Source organism: Ensifer sp. EB106-05-01-XG146 (assembly GCF_058791875.1).
Window position 1 is genome coordinate 1,510,803 of the sequence record NZ_JBYTDX010000002.1, and the last position, 22,895, is coordinate 1,533,697.

At 63.9% G+C, this 22,895-nt stretch carries 17 protein-coding genes and 1 riboswitch; of the genes, 11 read left to right on the forward strand and 6 right to left on the reverse strand.

Annotation, left to right across the window (positions count from 1 at the left end):
- The first annotated feature begins 2 nt into the window (after window positions 1–2).
- The 6 genes from AC3WVQ_RS27040 to AC3WVQ_RS27065 all read left to right on the forward strand — a co-directional run bounded on the left by AC3WVQ_RS27040 (window position 3) and on the right by AC3WVQ_RS27065 (window position 8,744).
- The gene (locus tag AC3WVQ_RS27040; protein WP_112976659.1) at window positions 3–911 is read left to right on the forward strand and encodes a carbohydrate ABC transporter permease; all 909 of its coding nucleotides are present in this window, start codon (window positions 3–5) and stop codon (window positions 909–911) included.
- The gene (locus tag AC3WVQ_RS27045) at window positions 911–1,741 is read left to right on the forward strand and encodes a carbohydrate ABC transporter permease (RefSeq protein WP_029742802.1); all 831 of its coding nucleotides are present in this window, start codon (window positions 911–913) and stop codon (window positions 1,739–1,741) included. Before AC3WVQ_RS27040 ends, AC3WVQ_RS27045 begins: the two co-directional genes overlap by 1 nt.
- A 13-nt stretch (window positions 1,742–1,754) precedes the next feature.
- Window positions 1,755–2,858, forward strand: a complete 1,104-nt coding sequence (locus AC3WVQ_RS27050) for an ABC transporter ATP-binding protein (RefSeq protein ID WP_029742803.1) — start codon at window positions 1,755–1,757, stop codon at window positions 2,856–2,858.
- A gap of 7 nt (window positions 2,859–2,865) precedes the next feature.
- Window positions 2,866–4,269 carry a CehA/McbA family metallohydrolase gene (locus tag AC3WVQ_RS27055; protein ID WP_492383247.1) on the forward strand — a complete coding sequence of 468 codons (1,404 nt, stop codon included), beginning with the start codon at window positions 2,866–2,868 and terminating at the stop codon, window positions 4,267–4,269.
- A gap of 172 nt (window positions 4,270–4,441) precedes the next feature.
- Window positions 4,442–7,828 carry a hybrid sensor histidine kinase/response regulator gene (locus AC3WVQ_RS27060; RefSeq protein ID WP_034805730.1) on the forward strand — a complete coding sequence of 1,129 codons (3,387 nt, stop codon included), beginning with the start codon at window positions 4,442–4,444 and terminating at the stop codon, window positions 7,826–7,828.
- Window positions 7,821–8,744, forward strand: coding sequence for a response regulator transcription factor (locus AC3WVQ_RS27065; RefSeq protein WP_060601704.1), 924 nt, complete (start codon window positions 7,821–7,823; stop codon window positions 8,742–8,744). Before AC3WVQ_RS27060 ends, AC3WVQ_RS27065 begins: the two co-directional genes overlap by 8 nt.
- Before the next feature lie 141 nt (window positions 8,745–8,885).
- Here AC3WVQ_RS27065 and AC3WVQ_RS27070 read toward each other — a convergent pair whose 3' ends face one another.
- Window positions 8,886–9,788 carry a hypothetical protein gene (locus AC3WVQ_RS27070; RefSeq protein WP_034805726.1) on the reverse strand — a complete coding sequence of 301 codons (903 nt, stop codon included), beginning with the start codon at window positions 9,786–9,788 and terminating at the stop codon, window positions 8,886–8,888.
- Between the two features lie 503 nt (window positions 9,789–10,291).
- Between AC3WVQ_RS27070 and AC3WVQ_RS27075 the strand changes: the two genes are divergently transcribed.
- Complete coding sequence (locus AC3WVQ_RS27075; protein ID WP_034805724.1) at window positions 10,292–10,792, forward strand: hypothetical protein; 501 nt, start codon at window positions 10,292–10,294, stop codon at window positions 10,790–10,792.
- A gap of 63 nt (window positions 10,793–10,855) precedes the next feature.
- Here the strand turns inward: AC3WVQ_RS27075 and AC3WVQ_RS27080 are convergent, their stop codons facing one another.
- The gene (locus AC3WVQ_RS27080) at window positions 10,856–11,467 is read right to left on the reverse strand and encodes a glutathione S-transferase family protein (RefSeq protein ID WP_034805722.1); all 612 of its coding nucleotides are present in this window, start codon (window positions 11,465–11,467) and stop codon (window positions 10,856–10,858) included.
- Between the two features lie 92 nt (window positions 11,468–11,559).
- On the opposite strand from AC3WVQ_RS27080, the gene AC3WVQ_RS27085 reads away from it, so the two are divergent.
- Window positions 11,560–12,279 carry a helix-turn-helix transcriptional regulator gene (locus AC3WVQ_RS27085; RefSeq protein ID WP_492383248.1) on the forward strand — a complete coding sequence of 240 codons (720 nt, stop codon included), beginning with the start codon at window positions 11,560–11,562 and terminating at the stop codon, window positions 12,277–12,279.
- 78 nt (window positions 12,280–12,357) lie between these two features.
- Here AC3WVQ_RS27085 and AC3WVQ_RS27090 read toward each other — a convergent pair whose 3' ends face one another.
- The gene (locus AC3WVQ_RS27090; RefSeq protein WP_034805703.1) at window positions 12,358–13,683 is read right to left on the reverse strand and encodes a dicarboxylate/amino acid:cation symporter; all 1,326 of its coding nucleotides are present in this window, start codon (window positions 13,681–13,683) and stop codon (window positions 12,358–12,360) included.
- 228 nt (window positions 13,684–13,911) lie between these two features.
- Here AC3WVQ_RS27090 and AC3WVQ_RS27095 point away from each other — a divergent pair, with 228 nt between their 5' ends.
- The 3 genes from AC3WVQ_RS27095 to thiC all read left to right on the forward strand — a co-directional run bounded on the left by AC3WVQ_RS27095 (window position 13,912) and on the right by thiC (window position 19,288).
- Window positions 13,912–15,780 carry a sensor histidine kinase gene (locus AC3WVQ_RS27095; protein WP_492383249.1) on the forward strand — a complete coding sequence of 623 codons (1,869 nt, stop codon included), beginning with the start codon at window positions 13,912–13,914 and terminating at the stop codon, window positions 15,778–15,780.
- A gap of 3 nt (window positions 15,781–15,783) precedes the next feature.
- Complete coding sequence (locus tag AC3WVQ_RS27100; RefSeq protein ID WP_060530426.1) at window positions 15,784–17,148, forward strand: sigma-54-dependent transcriptional regulator; 1,365 nt, start codon at window positions 15,784–15,786, stop codon at window positions 17,146–17,148.
- Window positions 17,149–17,245: 97 nt separating this feature from the next.
- A riboswitch (TPP riboswitch) is annotated at window positions 17,246–17,374 on the forward strand.
- Window positions 17,375–17,464: 90 nt separating this feature from the next.
- The gene (gene thiC, locus AC3WVQ_RS27105) at window positions 17,465–19,288 is read left to right on the forward strand and encodes a phosphomethylpyrimidine synthase ThiC (protein WP_492383250.1); all 1,824 of its coding nucleotides are present in this window, start codon (window positions 17,465–17,467) and stop codon (window positions 19,286–19,288) included.
- 356 nt (window positions 19,289–19,644) lie between these two features.
- Here thiC and AC3WVQ_RS27110 read toward each other — a convergent pair whose 3' ends face one another.
- The 3 genes from AC3WVQ_RS27110 to AC3WVQ_RS27120 all read right to left on the reverse strand — a co-directional run bounded on the left by AC3WVQ_RS27110 (window position 19,645) and on the right by AC3WVQ_RS27120 (window position 22,893).
- Window positions 19,645–20,085, reverse strand: a complete 441-nt coding sequence (locus AC3WVQ_RS27110) for a hypothetical protein (RefSeq protein ID WP_492383251.1) — start codon at window positions 20,083–20,085, stop codon at window positions 19,645–19,647.
- Between the two features lie 364 nt (window positions 20,086–20,449).
- Complete coding sequence (locus tag AC3WVQ_RS27115; protein WP_492383252.1) at window positions 20,450–21,688, reverse strand: Zn-dependent hydrolase; 1,239 nt, start codon at window positions 21,686–21,688, stop codon at window positions 20,450–20,452.
- 29 nt (window positions 21,689–21,717) lie between these two features.
- Window positions 21,718–22,893 carry a M20 aminoacylase family protein gene (locus AC3WVQ_RS27120; protein WP_090425852.1) on the reverse strand — a complete coding sequence of 392 codons (1,176 nt, stop codon included), beginning with the start codon at window positions 22,891–22,893 and terminating at the stop codon, window positions 21,718–21,720.
- Between the last annotated feature and the right edge of the window lie 2 nt (window positions 22,894–22,895).

Genomic DNA, 22,895 nt, shown 5'->3' on the forward strand with positions numbered 1-22,895 from the left:
GCATGAAGAAATTCTCCCTGCTTTCGACGCGCGCCGGCGCGCTTTTTCTGGCACCGGCCACGGCCCTCGTCGGGGTCTTCGTCATCGTTCCCTTCTTCTGGGTGATTTTCGTTTCCTTCACCAACCGCACACTGCTCGGCCGCACGGCCGTCGACCCCGATTTCGTCGGCCTGCAGAACTATTTCGCGCTCTTCAATCCGGCGACCTTCTTTACCCGCGGCCAGTTCGGGTTTTCGCTGATCCTGACGATCCAGTTCGTGCTGCTCTCGGCGCTGATCGGCCAGGCGCTGCTCGGGCTGCTGCTCGCCTGGCTCAGCCAGACGGTCACGCCGACGCTCAAATCCTTCCTGCAGACCGCGGTCATCGCCGCCTGGATCCTGCCGGAGGTGGTGATCGGCTTTGCCTGGTTCGCCTTCCTCGACTATGACAACGGCACGCTCAACATGATCCTGCGCGGCCTCGGTCTGCCGCCGGGCGACTGGCTGCTGCAACAACCGTTCTGGGTGATCGTGTCTTTCAACACCTGGCGGGGCGCCGCCTTCTCGATGATGCTGTTCAACTCGGCCTTCCAGTCGATCCCGCCGAGTTACTTCCAGGCAGCCGATGTCGCCGGCGCCACCTCGTGGCAGAAGCTGCGCGACATCGCGCTGCCGCTGATCCGCGGCCATGTCGTCACCGACCTCATCCTCATCACCATGTGGACCTTCAACGTCTTCACGCCGTTCCTGCTCACCCATGGCGGGCCGTCCTATCGCACCGAGATCCTGTCGATTTACACCTACCGCATCGCGTTCAAGGATTTCGAGTTCGGCAAGGGCGCTGCCGTCGGCGTGGTCATCATGCTGATCAATCTCGCCTTCGCGCTCATCTATCTTCGCCTTGCCCACAAGAAGCCGGTGGAGGCGGAATGATGCAGAAGACTCAGAACATCTTCGTGCGGCGCGCGATCTTTGCCGCCGCCGCCACCTTCCTCGGAACGATCTTCGCACTGCCGCTCGTCTGGTTCATCTTTGCACCCTTCAATGCCCGTGCCGAACTCGGCCTTGCCATCCCCTCGCCCTTCACGCTTTCGAATTTTGCCACCGTCTTCCAGAACACCTTCGCGATGCAGGCGCTGCTGAACAGTCTCATCCAGGCGGCGGGCGGCGTGGTGCTGGTCGGCGCGGCGGCGACGCTTGCGGCCTATGCCCTCTCGCGCTCACCGATCCCGGGCAAGGGCGCCGTCACCTATATCCTGCTGCTCTTCTCGTCGGTCGTTTCAGGCTCGGCGGCGATGGTGCCGATTTTCCTCATCATCTCCGCGGCAGGCCTGATCGACACCCATCTTGCCGTCATTCTCGTCTTTGCCGGCGGGCTGTTGCCGACAGCGATGTTCATTCTTCGCGATTTCATCGACGCCATCCCGCGCTCCTATGAGGAGAGCGCGATGGTCGCCGGCGCCTCTCCGCTCCAGGCGTTCTTCGATGTGGCGCTGCCGGTCATCCGGCCGGGCATCGTCGTGGTTGTCGTCTGGGCCTTCGTCAACATCTGGGGCAGCTTCCTCATCCCCTTCATCCTGTTGCGCAGCGACAAGCTGATGCCGGCATCCGTCGCCATCTACTCCTTCTACTCGGAAGCCGGCACGCCGATCGTCACGCTGCTGGCCGCCTATTCGCTGATCTATTCGCTGCCGGTCATCGCCCTCTATCTCTTCGTGAATTGGAAATTCGGTTTCCGGTTCTTTGGTGGCATCAAGTCGTAATCGGAAACCCGTCATGGCCTCTGTCGAATTCCAGAACATCTCCAAGACCTTCGGCGCCTTCGTCGCCGTGCCCGACATCAGCTTCCAGATCGCCGACGGCGAGTTCATCTGCCTGCTCGGTCCGTCGGGCTGCGGCAAGACGACGAGCCTGCGCATGATCGCAGGTCTCGAAACGCCAACCTCTGGCCGGGTGATGATCGGCGGCCGCGACGTCACCTACCTGCATCCGAAGGACCGCGGCATCTCCATGGTCTTTCAGGACTATGCGCTCTACCCGCACATGAACATCGCCGACAACATCGCCTATCCCTTGAAGGTGCGCGGCGAGCAGGAGACCAAGCGCCACGCCCGCGCCAAGGAAGTGGCCGACGTCCTCAAGATCGGCGACCTGATGAAGCGGCTGCCGAGCCAGATCTCCGGCGGCCAGCAGCAGCGCACGTCGCTGGCACGTGCGCTCGTCTATCCGAGCGAGGTCTATCTTTTCGACGAACCGCTTTCGAACCTCGATGCCAAGCTGCGGCTCGAAGCGCGCGGCTTCCTCAACCACCTGCAGCGCGACATGGGCATGACCGCCGTCTATGTCACGCACGACCAGGCCGAAGCCATGGCGCTCGCAACCCGCATCGCCGTCATGGACAAGGGCCGGATCGTGCAGTTCGCGCCGCCGATCGAGATTTACCGCCGGCCCGCAACGACCTTCGTCGCCAACTTCGTCGGCAATCCGCCGATGAACCTCGTCCCCGTCGAAGCATCCATCGGCGATGGCGCCCTGCACCTGCGCGCCGATGGCCTGAAGCTCGCACCGATCGCGCTCACCGACGCCATCGCCAAGGCGGCGAAATCAGCCAGGATGACACTCGGTGTCCGCCCCGAACATTTGCGTATCGCGGCCGCAGGCGACCTGAACGTGGTTTCCGGCGAACTCTTCGCCAACGAGAACATGGGGCCGGAGAGCCTCGTCACGTTGGAGCGCGGCGACAACGGTCGCGTCACCGCGCGCATCTTCACCGACGACGAGATCAAGGTCGGAACCTCAGTCCATCTCGCCTTCGACGCCAGGCACATCACCCTCTTCGATGACAGCAGCGCCCGCATTCCCGCGGCAGACGAACGCTGAGGCCGCCATGCAGGAATTTGCCGTGCGCATCACCCGTAAGCATCAGGCGGCCGATCCCTATTTCTATCTGCCCTTCGAGGTGCCCGAAGGTGTAACGCGCATCGACGCGACGCTCAGCTATCCGAAGTCAGAGGCATGCATCATCGATCTCGGCGCGCTTGATCCGCGGGCGACCGAGTATCCGACCGGCCAGGGTTTTCGCGGCTGGAGCGGTGGCGCGCGTGACCGTTTCTTCATCGCTGCCGACGACGCCACGCCCGGCTACATTCACGGCGAGATGCCGCCCGGCCAGTGGAAGGTGATGCTCGGCCTCTACAAGATCCCCGAAGAAGGCGCCGAGGTCAGCGTGACGGTCGATTTCGACAGAAGCCCGCGCTCCATCGTGCCGCAGCCGGAAAGAACGTTCCCCGTGCGCAAACAGTCCGGATGGTATCGCGGCGATCTGCACTGCCACACCTTCCACTCGGATGCGGCTGGCTCGCCCGAACTGCTGCACGCCGCCGCCAAACAGGCGGGTCTCGATTTTCTTGCGGTCGCCGACCACAACACCATCACCCAGCGGCGCTACTTCCATCCGCATTCCTCCGCCGACCTCATCTTCATCCGCGCCATGGAAATCACCACCGCCGTCGGCCACGCCAATGTCTTCGGCGTCGACGATTGGGTCGATTTTCGCATGACGAAGCCGGAGCATGCCCGCACGCTCGCGAGCATGGTGCATGAGCGCGGCGGCCTGCTCTCGGTCAACCACGACAAGCCGACCATCCCCTGGGACTACGAACTGCCTGAGATCGACTGCATGGAGGTCTGGCAATCCCATTGGCTCGCCTGGAACTGGGTGTCGCTCGAGCGCTACCAGCAGCGCCTCGCCTCGGGCCTGAAGATCTCCGCCATCGGCGGCAGCGACTTCCACCAACCGGCGCGGCTATTGCCGGAGGGACCGCTGGTGCTCGCCCGCCCGACGACGGTGCTCTGGCTCAATGAACTCTCCGAAGACGCCGTGCTCGCCACGATGAGATCGGGCCACGGCTACGTGACGGAAAGCCCCACCGGCCCGCATCTCGAACTGATCGCCAACGGCCAACCGATGGGATCGACCGTGGTTGGCCCAGTGACCGCAGAGGCCTTGGCTCGCGGCGCCAAGGGCGACCGGCTGCTGTGGCTAGACGCTTCCGGCATCGTCGGTGAAGAGACCATCGAAGCTGACGACTGGACCGCCCACTATGCCGGTTCGCCCGATCGGTTCCTGCGGACCGAAATCGCCGCGGCCGCCAACCGGAGCGCGATCGTCGAGACATTCCGGGAGGCCCTCCACGGCAAAAATTTGCCCTGGGCGCTCTCGGAGGACGATCTCTCGAAACAGACGATCCGCCGGGCCATCAGCAATCCGATCTATTGCCGGCCCAACTGACGGCCGCTGCACTCCGCAACTGATCTCATTCTCAAAGTATGGGGCATCCGATTTCGGCACGCTCATATTTTCCGCTTTACCGACACATTTTACGATTGCAGCAATTTTAAGCAGAAAATTTCCGTGCTAAGAAAAAAGGCAGAGACTACCGCGACAGCACGTTAGGACCCCCATGGCGGCACGCCAGCGCATCATTCCCGTCCGGCGGGAATACAATCGTTGGGTCGCCAACCAGACGCTTGAAGACTATGCGCTGCGCTTCACCGCCAAGAGCGCCCGGCGCTTCTCTTCCGAACGCATTTCCCAGACCGCCATCGGCGCGATCTCCTTTCTGGCGCTGGAAGCGATCGGTGGCGCCATCACCATGTCCTATGGCACCACCAATGCGATCGTTGCGATCGTCGTCGCCAGCCTGATGATCCTGACCGTGGGCCTGCCGATCAGCCGCTATGCGATCCGCCACGGTGTCGACATCGATCTGCTCACCCGCGGCGCCAGCTTCGGCTATATCGGCTCGACGGTGACCTCGCTGATTTATGCCAGCTTCACCTTCATCCTCTTTGCGATCGAGGCCTCGATCATGTCGGGCGCACTCGAACTGGCGCTCGGCATACCGCTCTGGATCGGCTACATCCTGAGCGCCGTCGTCGTGATCCCGCTCGTCACCCATGGCGTGCGGCTGATCAGCAAGTTCCAGTTGATCACGCAGCCGTTCTGGATCGTGCTCAACGTCCTGCCCTTCGTCTTCATCGCCTTTGCCGATTGGGAGAAGGTCGGCGCCTGGCTCGCCTATGCGGGCATGCATCACGCCTCGGGTCCTCCGGGTACCTTCGCGCCTTTTGACCTCGTCGAATTCGGTGCGGCCTCTGCCGTCATCTTCGCGCTGATGGCGCAGATCGGCGAACAGGTCGACTTCCTGCGCTTCCTGCCGCCGGACGGACAGCGCAAGCTGCACCACCGCATCGCCGTCTTTCTCGCCGGTTCCGGCTGGGTGATCGTCGGCGCGCCCAAACTGCTCGCCGGCTCGTTCCTGGTGGTGCTGGCGCTTTCTGCCGGTGTGCCTTCGACCAAAGCCGCCGATCCGGCGCAGATGTACTACACCGCCTTCGGCTACATGATCCCCTCCGATACGGCAGCACTTCTCCTGATGGTCGCCTTCGTCGTCGTGTCGCAGTTGAAGATCAACGTCATGAACGCCTATGCCGGGTCGCTCGCCTGGTCGAACTTCTTCTCGCGGCTCACCCACAGCCATCCGGGCCGGGTCGTCTGGCTGGTCTTCAACGTCGCCATCGCGCTCCTTTTGATGGAGCTCGGCATCTACCGGCTGCTTGAGGAAACACTCGGCGTCTTCTCCATTATCGCCATGGCCTGGCTTTGCACGATTTCGGCCGATCTTTTCGTCAACAAGCCGCTCGGCCTGTCGCCTCCCGGCATCGAGTTCAAGCGCGCCCATCTCTACGACATCAACCCTGTGGGTCTCGGCGCGATGGCGATCTCGGCGACCGTGGCGCTGACAGCGCATTTCGGTGCCTTCGGCGAGATTGCCGCCTCGCTCGCGCCATACATCGCGCTGGTCGTCGCCTTCATCGCCTCGCCGCTGATTGCCTGGGGCACCGACGGCAAGTTCTATCTCGCGCGCAAGCCGCGCAGGAGCTGGGCCAACCGGATGGACATCACCTGCTCGATCTGCGAGCATCCGTTCGAGCCGGAGGACATGGCCTGGTGCCCCGCCTATGCAGCGCCGATCTGCTCGCTCTGCTGCTCGCTCGACAGCCGCTGCCACGACATGTGCAAGCCGAAGGCCCGCTTCAACGCCCAGGTCGCGACCGTCGCGACCACGTTGCTTCCACGCACCGTCACGGAAAAGCTCGCGACGCGGCTCGGCCGCTACGCGATCTCTGCGGTGCTGTCGATCGCCGGCATCGGCCTCATCCTCGCGATGATCGCCCACCAGACCGCCGGCACATCTCCCGAGATCGCTGCGGTCGTCGAGCGCACGGTCGCCGTCGTCTTCTTCGTCTTTGCCGTGCTCGCTGGTATCGTCTCCTGGTTCTACGTGCTCGCCCATGACAGCCGCGTCGTCGCCGAAGAAGAATCCTCGCGCCAGAACACCCTGCTTCTGAAGGAAATCGCCGCCCACAAGAAGACCGACGCCGCACTCCAGCAGGCGAAGGAAACGGCGGAAGCCGCCAACCGCGCCAAGAGCCGCTATGTCGTCGGCCTCAGCCATGAGCTTCGCACGCCTCTCAACGCCGTGCTCGGCTACGCCCAGGTTCTGGAGCGCGACGAGACGATCCCCCCGGCGCGTCAGGGCGCGATCAAGGTGATCAAGCGCAGCGCCGACCATCTTTCCGGCCTGATTGACGGCCTCTTGGATATCTCGAAGATCGAGGCCGGCAAGCTGCAGGTCTATTCCAATGAGATCAACATTCACGATTTCCTCGACCAGATCGTCGAAATGTTTCGGCCGCAGGCATTGGCCAAGGGCATCAGCTTCGAGCACGAGCGCGCTAGCGGCCTGCCACGCCATGTGAAGACCGACGAAAAGCGCCTGCGGCAGATCCTCGTCAATCTCCTATCCAACGCATTGAAGTTCACCGAGCGTGGCGGCATCCGCCTGGATGTCGCCTATCGCAGCCAGGTGGCGACCTTCACGATTGCCGACAGCGGCCGCGGCATTGCCGACAAGGATTTGCCGCGCATCTTCGATCCGTTCCAGCGCGGCGAGGCCGAACATCTCGGTAGTATGCCGGGCCTCGGCCTCGGCCTGACGATCACGCGGCTCCTGACGCAGACGCTCGGCGGCGAAATCGCAGTCACCAGCACGCCTGGGCAAGGCACCACCTTCCGCGTCCGGCTGATGCTGTCGGCGGTAGATCGTCCGCTACCTCCCGCAGCCCCGCGCCGTATCACCTCCTATCTCGGCCCGCGCCGCACCATCGTCATCGTCGACGACAATGCCGACCATCGCGACCTCATGCGCGAGATCCTCGTGCCGATGGACTTCACGGTGCTGACGGCCGCGTCCGGAGCCGATTGTCTGGCGCTGCTTCAAGACCTCGGCGCCGACCTCTTCCTGATCGATATCTCGATGCCGGGCATGAGCGGCTGGGAGCTTGTCGAGCGGCTGCGCCAGGGCGGGCAGATCGCGCCGATCATCATGCTTTCGGCCAATATCGGCGATGGCTCGGCGACCGGAGCATTCCGCGGCCACAACGACACGCTCGCCAAGCCCTTCCCCGTCGGGCAACTCGCCGACAAGCTCGCCGTGCACCTTGGCCTCACTTGGGTTCACGAGGGAGAGGAGAAGCAAGCACACCCGTCGCCGGCGGCCGAACCGTTGACGCGCCCCGACGCCTATCACGTGGAAGAGCTGATCCGCCTTGGAGAGATCGGCTATGTCAGGGGCATCGAAGCCAAACTGACGGAGATTGCCCTGCAGCCCGAGCACCAGCCCTTCGCTGAGGCCGCCCGCGCCTATGTGCAGGCCTTCGACCTCTCGGGCTACGACGCTTTCCTCAAGAACAACGCAGCCAACGGAGACGACGCCCATGGCTGAGGCCAACGACCGCCGCGACATCGTGCTTCTCGTCGACGATTCCCCGGAGGCGCTTGGTTTCTTGACGGAAGCGCTGGAGCAATCCGGCTTTTCCGTGCTGATCGCGACCTCCGGCAGCGCCGCCCTTTCGATCGCCGAGCGCATCACGCCCGACGTCATTCTGCTCGATGCCGTCATGCCCGGGATCGATGGCTTCGAGACCTGCCGACGCCTCAAGGGCAACGCCGCCGTCGGCCAGACGCCGGTGCTGTTCATGACCGGGCTGACCGAGACCGAACATGTGGTGCGTGCGCTCGAGGCCGGCGGCGTCGACTATCTGACCAAGCCGATCAACATCGATGAGCTGAGGGCGCGCATTCGCGTCCATCTCTCGAACGCGCGTTCGGCCCAGAGCGCACGGGTCGCACTTGACGCGGCCGGCCGCCATCTGCTCGCGGTGCGCAGCGACGGAAGCGTCTGCTGGTCGACGCCGCAGGCGACGCGTCTCGTCAACGCCGCAACCGGCCGCGACGATGGCATGGCGATCGTCACCCGGCGCATCGCGGGCTGGATGGCAAACCGCCTGCGCACCGGAGCGCCCGACGACGGCACCTTCACGCTCGACCAGCCCGAGCAGTCGTCCCTGCAGATATCCTTCCTCGGCTCGATCGGCCCGAATGAACATCTCTTCCGCCTCACCGCCGAAAACCGCCGCTCCGACGATGCGGTGTTGCGCCAGCACTTCGCATTGACCCCAAGGGAATCGGAGGTGCTGCTGTGGATCGCCAAGGGCAAGGCGAACCGCGACATCGGCGAGATCCTCGGCTTGAGCGCGCGCACGGTCACCAAGCATCTGGAGCAGATCTATGTGAAGCTCGGCGTCGAGAACCGGGCGTCTGCCGCGGTGAAGGCGACGCAGGTTCTGCACAGTCTGTAGGCAGGCTGCGGTCCGATTTCCGTCCCGCTTCTTGCTGCCGCACGTCCAGCGTCATGGGCGGGTCAGCACCTGCTGAAAGCGACAGCCGACCGGCACGCATCGCAAGCAGCAATCTGCACGCGCTCAGGCCGCGCCCGCCGTTCACCTTGCCTGCAACGCTGCCCAGGCGAAGGCTTCATCGAGTGCGGCAAACTTGACCGCTTGCCAATGGCGGTAATCGTCGACCAGGTCACGCGAAATCCAGAGCGGACCGCGGCTGCCGGAACTCTCCCAGCCGAGAACGCCGAGATCACCGGCACGCGCGAAAACCCTCTGCGCATGGGTGCGCGAGATGATGTAGCGGCTGGAGATCTCACCTGGCTTCAGGGGCCCGATCCAAATCCGCTGATCGGGCAGGACGCCCGTCGGCAGCCGCGCCACCAGGTCGTGCAGGATGTTGCTGCCTGACTCCGTCGAGACGAAAGCGGCGATGCTTTCGGGTGGCTCGCACCAGGCGCGATCCGCGATGAGCCGCCGCATCGCACGCGGGAGCGCATGATGCATCAAGGTCGGCTCGGTTTGCGACTGCGCCAGCCTTGTTCCCTCGTCGAGCCTGTCGAGCGACGAAAGGTGCCCCTCGAACCACTGCCGGATCAGGCCCTCAGCGACATCGGAAAGGATCAGGGGCCTGATCCGCTTGTCGCCGCCCTGTTCCGCATCGAGAAGCAGTCGATAGTTGCGCATCTCGGCCAGGTGCGCCGCTGCCGTGTTCTTGCTGGCTACGTTGTTGCCCGCGATAAAGTCGATCAGCCTTGCCGCCGTCAGTTCGGGGCGGGATGGGTCGGTCAGACGCTCGAAATGCAGCGTCAGGATGGCCTGGGTGAGCAGCCATTTTCTCAGGCTGGCGGTGTAGCGCACGATGCGCGGAGCGGCGTCATGGATCGCAACCATATGAAGGGCCGCCTGACGCAACGCCTCCCCAAAGAGCGGATCGCCGACGAACCGCTCAGGCGTGAACGGCGTTTCGCCGTCCGGGGATCGGACACATTCGGATCGCGCCGTCACGGGCAGTCTCCAGACAGCGTAACCGCTGTTCGTTGCTTGCGACCGCGTGAAATGAACCGGTGGCTGGCGGGTGCCTTTAGGCGGACCCGGGCACCCGGATCGGTTGAAAAAGGCAAAAAGCGCGTAACACCGAACATAAACCAGTCCCCCTCCCGCCCCGGTGGCCAATAGCTAAATCGGACAGACAGCGCAGATCGAGGTCTATACTTACAAGGTAACGAAGTCTTTACCCGTTTTTACGGATGGGGACGACGAGACGCTGTTTCAGAGATCAACGTTAATACGGGGAATTGAAAACAGCAGCGCACGTGCAGGCAAATCTGATAAAACAGCGCCAGGGATCACATTTTGATGGCTGCCCGGATGCGTGCCCGATTGTTGATCGATCGTAAGATCCGGCCAGATAAAGAAGCCAATGAGGAACTTCGCCGCCACATGTTGCGTTGACGCTCATGTGCGGCAACGGGGTGTTGCAGCATCCACGCAAATGGGAGGTGCAAGGCATGTGGCGATGGCTCCTGATGGCCGCACTCATCTTGCCGTCCACGAGTGCCTCACGGGCAGACGAGGGCGCGTTCTTGAAGACCCTTGGCGGCAACTGGGCAGGCACCGGAACGGTGCGCATCCGTGCTCACATGTCGCCGATGAACATTTCCTGCAACTTCAGTTCCAAGGCGAGCGACGCGGCTCTATCGATGGAGGGCGTCTGCCGCGGCATGCTGCTGATCTCGCGATCCATCGACGCGAAGCTGCGCTTTACCGGGTCCACCTATAGCGGCTCCTATCTCGGCCCCCGCGGCGGCCGCGCCGGGCTCAACGGCACACGACGCGGCGATGCGATCAACCTCACCATTCGATGGGCGAAGGAAGTCAATGGCGACCGCAGTGCCGACCTGACCTTACGCAAGGTCGGCACCAACGGGATGCAGTTGAAGACGATCGACGTCGATCCCGCTTCCGGCAAGCGGATCGTCACGAGCGAGATCAATCTCAAGCGAAAATAGCCTTGGGCCACCATGCCCCCTTCGGACCGGAACCGGGGCGGAGTTGGCGCGTTGCCGGCGCCGTCAGGCTACCGCTGCCACCCGGGCATCGAAATCCGCGGTCCATTGTAGCGACGGCCGCGCGCCACAGCGCTCGACCCAGTCCTTGATGACGGCGCTATCCGGTGTTGCCGCGGGATACCAGGCGAAGGGCGAATGCAAGAGCAGGTCGGCCGCCGAGTAGTGCTCGCCCATCAGATAGGGACTGTCCTTCAACGCGTTTTCCAGGCGTGCCGCCATCTCTGTCGGGCCGCGGAAGGTGGCGTCGAAATAGGGGTGCGAAACCCCCGCGGCTTGCGCGATCAGCACCGGCTCGACCACACCGGCATACCAGGCAAGCCAGCTGAGATAACGGCCACGCTGCGGATCGCCAACATGCGGCGCCATCCTCTTTTCCGGGAAGAGGTCGGTCAGGTATTGGATGATCGCAATGGTTTCCCAGAGCACCACACCGTCATGAACGAGCAGCGGCACCTTACCCTCCGGGTGCGGGTTCGCCGGATCCTTTCGACCGCTGCCGTCACCGCGAGTGATGTCGACGATCTCGACTTCCACCTTGTCGAGAGCATCGAGTTCGCGAAGCAGGGTGATGATGCGCGACGAGCGCGAGCGCGGGGCGTGAAAGAGTGTCAGCATAGTCTGGATCCTCGGTTGCGTTTGGCGATGCGGATCTTATACAGTCGGCCAACTGCCAGTTTTCGTCAGTAGGGTTCGTCTATCTTTCATCCATGGCCCGTAGTGATCGTCTGTTCTGCCTGCTCCAGGCGCTGCGCACACTCCCCTCCCCGGTAACGGCGGCCCGCCTTGCCGAGGAAACCGGCGTGTCGTTGCGCTCGCTCTATCGGGACATCGACAGCCTGCGCGCCGCCGGCGCCGTCATCGATGGCGAGCGCGGCTTCGGCTACCGGCTGACGGAGGATATCGCCTTGCCGCCGCAAACCTTTACCCGCCTGGAGATCGAGGCGCTGGTGCTCGGCCTTGCCGAGGTGCAGCACATGGGCGAGCCGGATCTTGCCGCGGCGGCACGCGCCGTCCTTTCCAAGATAACGGCGACACTGCCCGATCGGTTGCAACGCCAGGCGCTTCATGCAGTCTCGCAGGTCTATCGCTTCGACAGGAGAGGGCCGCCAACCGTCGATGTCTCCCTGCTGCGCGAAGCCTCCTGGCAGGAACGCGCCGTCATCATCGGCTATGTGGATGCCTTGGGGCAGCGGACCGACCGGCAGGTTTTGCCGCTTGCCATCGTCTATCTGGAACGGGTTCTGGTGCTTCTCGCCTGGTGCTGCCTGCGCCAGGACTACCGCAAGTTCCGCGTCGATCGCATCGTCGATGTCACGATGACGGAGGAAAGCTTCCGCCCGCGCCGAGTTCCGATGCTCCGGGACTTCGTGGCCTACCTGAACGCCGGTGCGCCTGAAACGTCGAAGATGACGCTGAGCGGCCAATAGCTAAAACGACGACGCGGCCCGTGTTGCCACGGACCGCGTTCGGACTGCTTTTTTGCAGCCATGCCTTGGGAGGCAAACTCATTCCGCCGGCTGCAAGGCCGGCTGCGGCAGCGCCTCCGGCGCACGGCCGCCAAGGACCGCGGCCATCTGCGCTTCATCCAGTTCGCCTTCCCACTTCGCAACGACGATCGTGGCGACCGCATTGCCGACGAAGTTGGTGAGCGCGCGGCATTCCGACATGAAGCGGTCGATGCCGAGGATCAGCGCCATGCCGGCGACCGGCACCGCCGGGACGACCGAAAGCGTCGCAGCCAGCGTGATGAAACCGGCGCCGGTGATGCCGGCAGCACCCTTGGAGCTCAACATCGCGACGAGAAGCAGCAGCACCTGATCGCCGAGCGACAGCGGGATATCCATCGCCTGGGCGATGAAGAGCGCGGCCAGCGTCATGTAGATGTTGGTGCCGTCGAGGTTGAAGGAATAGCCGGTCGGGATGACCAGACCAACGACCGAGCGCTTGCAGCCGGCCTTTTCCATCTTGCTCATCAGACCCGGAAGAGCGGCTTCCGACGAGGACGTGCCGAGCACCAGGAGCAGTTCTTCCTTGATGTAACGGATCAGCGCAACGATCGAGAAGCCATTGTAGCGGGCGACCGCGCCAAGAACGACGAACACGAAGAGGAAGGACGTGATGTAGAAGGTGCCGATCAGCATCGCCAGGTTGGCGATCGAGCCGACGCCGTATTTGCCGATGGTAAACGCCATCGCGCCAAAGGCGCCGATCGGGGCGGCCTTCATCAGGATGCCGACGAGCTTGAAGACCGGCAGCGTCAGCGCGTGCAGGAAGTCGACGACGGGCTCTGCCTTCTTGCCGACCATGGCAAGCGACAGACCGAAGAGCACGGAGATGAACAACACCTGCAGGATGTCGCCATCGGCAAAGGCGCCGACGAGCGTCGTCGGGATGATGCCCATCAGGAAGCCGGTGATCGTCTGCTCATGCGCCTTTTCGGCATAGGTGGTCACCGCCTTGACGTCGAGCGAGGCCGGATCGATGTGCATGCCGGCGCCCGGCTGGACGACATTGGCGACGATCAGGCCGATGATCAGCGCGAGCGTCGAAAACGTGAGGAAATAGATCATCGCCTTGCCGGCGACGCGGCCGACCTTGGCAAGATCGGTCATGCCGGCGATGCCGGTCGCGACTGTCAGGAAGATGACCGGCGCGATGATCATCTTGACGAGACGGATGAAGGCGTCGCCGAGCGGCTTCAGCTCGGTGCCGAGCGACGGATAGAAATGGCCGAGCAGGATGCCGGCGGCGATCGCAACCAGAACCTGGACATAGAGATGGCGATAGAAAGGTGTCTTGCCGCGCGGTTCCGCGGATTGTTCGATAATCATGAGATCCTCCACTGGACCCAGTCCGGCGTCATGCCGGGCCTCCCGGGTCAATTTCCGATGCGCGACAGCGCGGGCTGTCATGAGGATGTCATTTGCAACGGTCGTGCCAGTTGGCCGCGGCAGGAACCAAGCCTTTGAATTGATGAGGATGTTTTGTGCAGGCGGCTCGGTGCGCACAAAGAGTTGAGCGGATTTCCGCACAAGCCGTCTGGAAGACTGAGCGAAAAAATGCACAATTGGGCCATGTTCAACGCCCTGTCCGCCCCCCTCAATCTGGCAGATCTCGACCAGTCGATGCGCCGCACCTGGCTGGTCTTTGCCGGCCTTGCCGTCGCGCTGCTTGTCGCCGCGCTCCTGCTTGCCGGCGAGTACGGCCGAAGCCAGGCGCTCGAAACTGTCGATGCCCAAAGCCGGATCGATGCCAATCTGAAGGCCTCGCTGCTGCGCGCCGTACTCGAACGCCAACGCTCGACGCCGCTGGTGCTGGCCGACGATGTCGAGGTGATGGCAGCCCTTTCGACCCGCGGCACAGAGGCGCTGCAACGGCTGAACGAGAAGCTACAGGCGCTGGCGACCAACACGGACGCCGCTGTCATCTACGTGATCGGCCCCGATGGCGTCGCCGTCGCCGCCAGCAACTGGCGCGAGCCGACGAGTTTCGTCGGCAACGACTATGCCTTCCGCGAATATTTCCGCATGGCGATGCGCGACGGCAAGGCCGAGCATTTCGCCATGGGCAACGTCAGCAAGCGGCCGGGCCTCTACATTTCGCGTCGGGTCCAGGGTCCTGACGGCCCGATCGGCGTCGTCGTCGCCAAGCTCGAATTCGACGATGTGGAAGCCGAATGGCTCGCCTCCGGCAAGCCGGTCTACGTCACCGACCGGCGCGGCATCGTGCTGATCACCAGCTTCCCCTCCTGGCGCTTCATGACGACCAGAACAATTCCACGCGACCGCGTCGCCGCCATCCGCGACAGCCTGCAATTTGGCGATGCCTCGCTGCTGCCGCTGCCCTTCCGCGACATCGAGCCGACCAGCGACGGCTCCAGCGAGTTGCGTGCGCTTTTGCCCGGCGACAGCGAGCGGCAGTTCCTGCGGGTCGAGACCATGGTGCCGACCACGAGCTGGCGGCTGGAGCAACTGGCGCCGCTCGATGGTGCGATTTCGGCGGCAACCCGTGAAGCCCGGCTTCTCGCGCTCGCCGTCATCGTGCCGCTGCTGGCGCTCGCCGCTTTCCTGCTGCGCCGACGCCAGGCCCTGACGCTGGTCGCCACAAGGGAGCGTGCCGCGCGTGACGAACTGGAGCGCCGCGTGGCGGAACGCACCCATGACCTGAGCTTGGCGCGCGATCATCTGGAAACGGAGATCGCCGACCACAGGCGCACCGGCGAGAAACTGCAGGCGGTGCAGCAGGAGCTGGTTCAGGCCAACCGGCTGGCGATCCTCGGCCAGGTCGCCGCCGGCGTCGCCCACGAGATCAACCAGCCGGTCGCCACCATCCGCGCCTATGCCGACAACGCCCGCACCTTCCTCGAACGCGGCCAGCAGCAGACCGCGGTCGAGAACCTTGTCAGCATCGCCGAACTGACCGATCGGGTCGGCACCATCACCGACGAACTCAGAAGCTTCGCTCGCAAGGGCCGCTTCGTCGCCGAGCCGACGCCCATGCGCGACGTGATCGAGGGGGCGATGATGCTGCTGCGCAGCCGCTTTGCCGGCCGCATGGATGCGATCGTCATCGACCTGCCGGAAAATGGCCTCAGCGTCCTCGGCAGCCACATCCGGCTCGAGCAGGTGCTGATCAACCTTTTGCAAAATGCCCTGGAAGCGCTCGGCACGCGCAGCGACGCCGAGATCCGCGTGCGCTGCAAGGACAGCCCCTCCGGGACGGTTTTGCTCGTCGTTGCCGATAACGGCCCAGGCATTCCCCTGCACATCCACGAGGATCTGTTCACGCCGTTCAACACCTCGAAGGATGAAGGGCTCGGCCTCGGCCTTGCCATCTCCAAGGAGATCGTCGCCGACTATGGCGGCGATATCACCGTCGAAACCAGCGACAGGGGCACCGTCTTCACGGTTCGCCTGAAGAGGGCCTGAGCGATGCAGCCGACCGTCTATCTCGTCGACGACGACAACCATCTGCGCAAGGCGATGACGCAGACGCTGGAACTCGCCGGCCTCGCCGTTACCCCTTTTGCCAGCGCTGCCGAAGCGTTGAAGACGCTGGATGCGAATTTCGACGGAGTCGTCGTCAGCGATATCCGCATGCCGGGCATCGACGGCCTCGCCTTCTTCCGCCGCATCGAAGCTTTCGACGCGGATCTGCCGGTGATCCTGGTGACCGGCCATGGCGACATCCCGATGGCAGTGCAGGCGCTGCAGGATGGCGTCTACGACTTCATCCCCAAACCCTTTGCCGCCGACCGGCTGGTGCAGAGCGTGCATCGCGCGCTGGAAAAACGCCGGCTCGTGATGGAAAACCGCGCGCTGAAACGGGCCGCCGAGACGGCCGGCGACAGCCTGCCGCTGATCGGCCAGACGCCGGTCATGGAACGTTTGCGCCAGACGATCCGGCACATTGCCGATACCGATGTCGACGTGCTCGTCGCCGGCGAGACGGGCAGCGGCAAGGAGGTGGTGGCGACGCTGCTCCACAATTGGAGCCGACGCCGCAACGGCAACTTCGTGGCGCTGAATTGCGGGGCGCTGCCCGAAACGGTGATCGAAAGCGAACTCTTCGGCCACGAACAGGGCGCCTTCACCGGCGCCTTGAAGAAGCGCATCGGCCGGATCGAGCATGCGAGCGGCGGCACGCTGTTCCTCGACGAGATCGAGGCGATGCCACCGGCGACTCAAGTGAAGATGCTGCGCGTTCTGGAAGCGCGCGAAATCACGCCGCTTGGCACCAACCAGGTTCGTCCGGTCGATATCCGCGTCATCGCGGCTGCCAAAATCGATCTTGGCGACCCGGCGCAGCGCGGCGATTTCCGGGAAGACCTCTACTTTAGATTGAATGTCGTAACGCTGTCGATCCCACCGCTGCGCGAACGCCGAGACGATATCCCGCTGCTCTTCTCGCACTTCCTGACCCGGGCGGCCGAGCGCTTCAAGCGCGACGCGCCTGTGGTCACATCGGCCGTGCAGAGACATCTGATGACGCATGCCTGGCCGGGCAATGTGCGCGAGCTCTCGCACTTTGCAGAACGCGTGGCGCTTGGTGTCGAAGGTCCGCTGGGACAGCCGATTGCGCCCGCCGAACAGCCTGGATTTGCGCTCCCGGAACGGCTCGAACGCTACGAGGCGGAGATCCTGAAAGAGGTGTTGCGGGCTCAGCGCGGCGACGTCAAGGCGACGATCGAGGCGCTCGGCATTCCGCGCAAGACATTCTACGACAAGCTCCAGCGCCACGGCATCAACCGTGCCGATTACGCCGAGCGGGCCGCACCGGAAAAGGCCGGCCGCTAGCGTCAAACCCGAATCCGTCACCACACGCAATAGGTGCATCTTTGTCGGCAGGCGAATTCACGCTTGACGACCCGGGCCGATCGATGGCTATGATCTAGGCATTCACCAGGGGGGTCCCGCAAGGGGCTGAGATTCTGCTGGATGGCCGGCTTGCCGGCTGTGGCGCAGTGACCCGTTGAACCTGATCCAGTTCATACTGGCGTAGGGACGGTGCAGATATCGAAGCCAGGATTCCGTGCGTCCAGCATCTGGCGGAGCGTCTTTCATCTTTCCGGCATCAGAACTGGGTCTCCAATTGCAAACTTGGAGCCTCGTCATGAATATTGCCACCAAACCCGCAGCCCTCACGGTCACGCAAGGACCGCTTCCCGCCTCCCGCAAGATCCACAAGCCGGGCGTGCTTCATCCGGATATCCGCGTGCCGATGCGCGAGATTGCGCTCCACCCGACGTCGGGCGAGCAACCGGTTACGGTCTATGATTCCTCCGGCGCCTACACCGCCGACGACGCCGAGATCCGCATCGAGGACGGCCTGCCGCGGCTGCGCCGCAACTGGATCGTCGACCGCGGCGATGTGGAAACCTGTGAGGGACGCGTGGTCCGCCCCGAGGACAACGGCTTTGTGAGCGGCGACAGGCTGACACCGACCTTCCCGTTCCAGCATGCGCCGCTGAAGGCCACGGGCGGCCGCGCAGTGACCCAGCTTGCCTATGCCCGCGCCGGCATCATCACGCCGGAAATGGAGTTCGTGGCGATCCGCGAAAATCTCGGCCGCGACGCGGCGCGTGCGAAAGTCCGCGACGGCGAGAGCTTCGGCGCCCACATCCCCGATCACGTGACACCCGAATTCGTGCGCCAGGAAATTGCCAGCGGTCGCGCGATCCTGCCTGCCAACATCAACCATCCGGAATCCGAGCCGATGATCATCGGCCGTAATTTTCTGGTGAAGATCAATGCCAATATCGGCAACTCCGCCGTCACCTCGTCGATGGCGGAAGAGGTCGAAAAGATGGTCTGGGCGACGCGCTGGGGCGCCGACACCGTCATGGACCTTTCGACCGGCCGCAACATCCACAACATCCGCGAATGGATCATCCGCAACTCACCGGTTCCGATCGGCACCGTGCCGCTTTACCAGGCGCTGGAAAAGGTCAACGGCATTGCCGAGGACCTCACCTGGGAAGTCTATCGCGACACGCTGATCGAGCAGGCTGAACAGGGCGTCGACTATTTCACCATCCATGCCGGCGTCCGGCTGCACTACATCCCGCTCACCGTCGATCGCGTCACCGGCATCGTTTCGCGCGGCGGCTCGATCATGGCCAAGTGGTGTCTGCATCACCATCGCGAGAGCTTCCTTTACGAGCATTTCGAGGAAATCTGCGACATCTGCCGCGCCTATGACGTCTCCTTCTCGCTCGGCGACGGCCTGCGCCCCGGCTCGATCGCCGATGCCAACGACGCGGCACAATTCGCCGAACTCGAAACGCTCGGCGAGCTCACCAAGATCGCCTGGGCCAAGGATTGTCAGGTGATGATCGAAGGCCCCGGCCACGTGCCGATGCACAAGATCAAGGAGAACATGGACAAGCAACTCGCCGTCTGCGGCGAGGCGCCGTTCTACACACTCGGACCGCTGACGACGGACATTGCGCCCGGCTACGACCACATCACGTCGGGCATCGGCGCGGCGATGATCGGCTGGTTCGGCACCGCCATGCTCTGCTACGTCACGCCGAAGGAGCATCTGGGTCTTCCCGATCGCAACGACGTCAAGGTCGGCGTCATCACCTACAAGATCGCCGCCCATGCCGCCGATCTCGCCAAGGGCCATCCGGCCGCCCAGCTGCGCGACGACGCGCTGTCGCGCGCGCGCTTCGAATTCCGCTGGGAGGACCAGTTCAACCTCTCGCTCGACCCGGAGACGGCCCGTAACTTCCACGACGAGACACTGCCGAAGGAAGCGCACAAGGTCGCGCATTTCTGCTCCATGTGCGGCCCGAAATTCTGCTCGATGCGGATCTCGCACGACATCCGCGCAGAAGCGCAGAAGGAAGGCCTGGAGGCAATGGCCGCGAAATACCGCGAGGGCGGCGACCTCTATATGCCGGTGGAAGGGGCGGCTGGCGCGGCCGAGTAGACGACAGAGACTCGTTGAAGGGGCCAGTCACGGCCCCTTCAGTTCACTCAGGGCTGCGCCTCCCGCCTCGGAAGCGGAAGCGGCGATCGCCAAGGCTCTCCTCCTCCGTCATGCTTGGGCTTGAGCCGAGCATGACGGAGGGTGGGAGGCGCGCCAACGACCCCGTTCAATCAACAAACATGCAACGTCCTCTGTCCCTCTCGCGACGCCTCAGCGATGAGGGCGATCATCTGTATGTCGTGGCCGCCGCCAGAGGCCCGCACCTTGCGCTCCGTGTCGCCCGTCCCCCCAATAGCTTGTCCCCACATCGATTGAACGATATGCAAGGCGCACGCAAAAGTCGCTGTCGGCGAAATTCATTCGCTGCGGGCAGCCGAACTGTACCCGCGCAAAAGTCCTGCAGGACGACGCAAGAACACCGTTTGCACAAGGAGAATGACTTGAGGACATGCCTGTTGAGACTGACGGCCTTGTCCATAGGAGCCCTTGCAGCATTCGGCGGAGATCTGCCGCGCCTCAACGGTGACCGGGGCTTTGCCGCGGGCCTTTCCTGGATTTCCGCTGCCCATGCGGACGACGCCGATGCCGGCGGCACGAATGGTGAAGGTGCCGCGGGCGGCAGCGACCAAGGTAGCGAAAACGTCGGGAGCGGCGGAAGCAACGGCACAGAGGGTGGCGGCGATTGGGGCTCCGGCGATGGTAGCGGCGTGGGCGGCGAGCCCGGCGGGACCGGGGCTGGCGGTGGAGGCGGCGTCATCGACGGAAGCGGCCTGAGCGGCGGAGACAGCGAGCGCCACTCATCCTCATCGCGCGACGGGCGGGATTACGGACCAACCGGCAGCGTATGGCACGGCGGCAGCAGTTTCCTCAATCTTTTTCGCCGGACACCGGAAGAGCCTCCCGAGGGGAGCGGGCCAAAGTCTTCCACCCGGCAGAAGAGCGATGCGGGATCCCGCAAAAGCGCGGGTCACACCAGAACAGAGCCCTGAAGAGATGTCTGCTTCGTCGCGCCGAAGGATGCCGTGTGCTGTTTATCGCAGACATAGAAGCGTCTGCGCCTGGATGCTTGGGCCAAGCCCTGGCATGACGGAGCAGCGGGAGGCGCGCTATCGATCCCGTTCGATCAACGAACGCGCAACGTCCCTATAGCCCTATAGCCCTCTAGCGACCACTCACCATCCGCTCGACCACATCGAGCAGCACGTTGGCGCCGGCGACCAGATCATCCGGCTCCGTGTGTTCGCGCGGATTATGGCTGATGCCGTCGCGGCTCGGAACGAAGATCATCGCCGTCGGCGCGATGCGGGCGATCATCTGGGCATCATGACCGGCGCCCGAGGTCATGCGCCGGCTCTTGAGGCCTCGCGCCTTCGCCGAAGCCTCGACCGCTGCGACGATGCCCTGATCGAAGGCGACCGGCTGGAAGCGTGCCAGCCGCTCGACCGAGATCGTTACCCCCTCTTCCGCGCCGATGCGCACCAGAAAGTCCGCAAGCGCCGCTTCGAGCGCCTGCAGCCGATCCTCGTCCGGATCGCGCAGATCGACGGTGAAGGCGGCACGCGATGGGATGACGTTGATCGCGTCGGGCTCGAAACGCATGGTGCCAATGGTCGCGACACTCGGCGCGTTCGACCGGGCAATATGCTCGCGCAGGAAGAGGCCGACACGCGCGGCCGCGAGACCGGCGTCGGAACGCATTGCCATCGGCGTGGTGCCGGCATGGTTGGCGACGCCATCGATCGTCACGCGCTGCCAGGAAATGCCCTGCAGGTTCTCGACGGCACCGATCGAAAAGCCCTCGCGCTGCAGCACCGGCCCCTGCTCGATATGGAGCTCGACATAGGCGTGGGGCTTGAGGAACCCCGGCTCGATGTTGCCGGCATAGCCAATCCGCTCGAGTTCCTCGCCCAGCGACGAGCCATCCGTGCCGATGGTCGCGAGCGCTGCGTCCAGCGGCAGGCCGCCGGCATAGACGAGCGAGCCGAGCATGTCGGGCGCAAAACGCACGCCCTCCTCATTGGTAAAGGCGGCAACGACGATCGGTCGGGCCGGCGTCACGCCACGGTCCTTCAGCGTCTCGATTACTTCGAGCGCGGCGAGTACGCCGTAACATCCGTCATAGATGCCGGCATTGATGACCGTATCGATGTGCGAGCCGAGCATGATCGGCGCTTCGCCGCTGTTCTTCTCGCTGCGCCAGATGCCGAAGATGTTACCAATCTGGTCCACGGCCACATCGAGGCCCGCCGCCTCGATCCAGGCGACGAGGCGGTTGCGGCCGGCCTTGTCGTTGTCGGAGCCGGCCAGCCGGGTCAGTCGCCCTTCTGCATCGCGACCGATTTCGCCAAGCTCGCGGATGCGCCCGATGAGGCGCGCGGCGTCGATGGAAGGAAATGACATGTTAGTCCTGCTTTCATGCGGATTTTGGTTCATGGCCGGCTATCAGCCAACGCCAGTCGCTGCCGGATAATCTCGGCGTGATAACGCGCGCCGAAGATCAGGGCGTCGTCGTTGAAGTCGTAACGCGGATTGTGCAGCGGCGCCGATGTCTCGCCATTGCCGATAAAGACGAAGCAGCCCGGAACGTGCTCAAGGAAGCGTGCGAAATCCTCCGAGCCGGTCATCGGCTCGGCGGCCGTTGCGACATTCCCGGTCCCGAACACCGTTTCTGCTGCGGCAAAGGCGTGGCCGGTCAGGGCCGGGTCATTGATCAGTGGCACGAACTCGCGCGTGTAGTTGACCTCGACCTCGCAGCCATAGGCATCCGCCGTACCCTTGGCGATCACCCGCATCTCCGCTTCGATCCTGGTGCTGACCTCCGGGCGGAAGCTGCGGGCATCGCCGAGGATGCGGGCGAGACCGGGCAGCGCGTTGCGCGTGCCGTCGGTCAAAAGCTCGGTGACCGAAACGACACCGATATCCGTCGGCGAGAGGCGGCGCGACACGATCGTCTGCAGATTGACGACGGTGGCGCAGGCGGCGACCAGCGTCTCGTTACCCCAGTGCGGCCGCGCCGCGTGCCCGCCGACGCCTTTGAGCACGATCTCGAAATTGTCCTCCGCCGACATGATGGCGCCGACGCGGGTTTCGAAACGGCCGACCGGCAGCCCCGGCATGTTGTGCAGGCCGTAGATTTCGTCGAAGGGAAAACGTTCCATCAGTCCGTCGTCGAGCATCGCCAGCGCGCCCTTGCCCCACTCCTCGGCCGGCTGGAAGATAAAGCATGCGGTACCATCGAAGCCGCCGTCTTCGGCGAGCATCTTGGCGGCGCCAAGCAGCATGGCCGTGTGACCGTCATGGCCGCAGGCATGCATGGTGCCGGGCTTCGTCGAGCGATAGGGAAGCTCTCCCTGTTCCGGTATCCGCAGCGCATCCATGTCGGCCCGAAGCGCTATGGCGCGGTTGCCGCTGCCGCGTTTCAGCCGACCGACGACGCCGGTACCACCGACACCTTCCACCACCTCGTCGAGCCCGAATTCCCTGAGCTTTGCCGCAACGAAGGATGAGGTGCGTTGTTCCTCGAAACCGAATTCCGGGTGCGCGTGCAGGTCGCGGCGCCAGGCGGTCATGTCCTTCACAAGCCGGTCAAAATCCATTCCCGCCATGG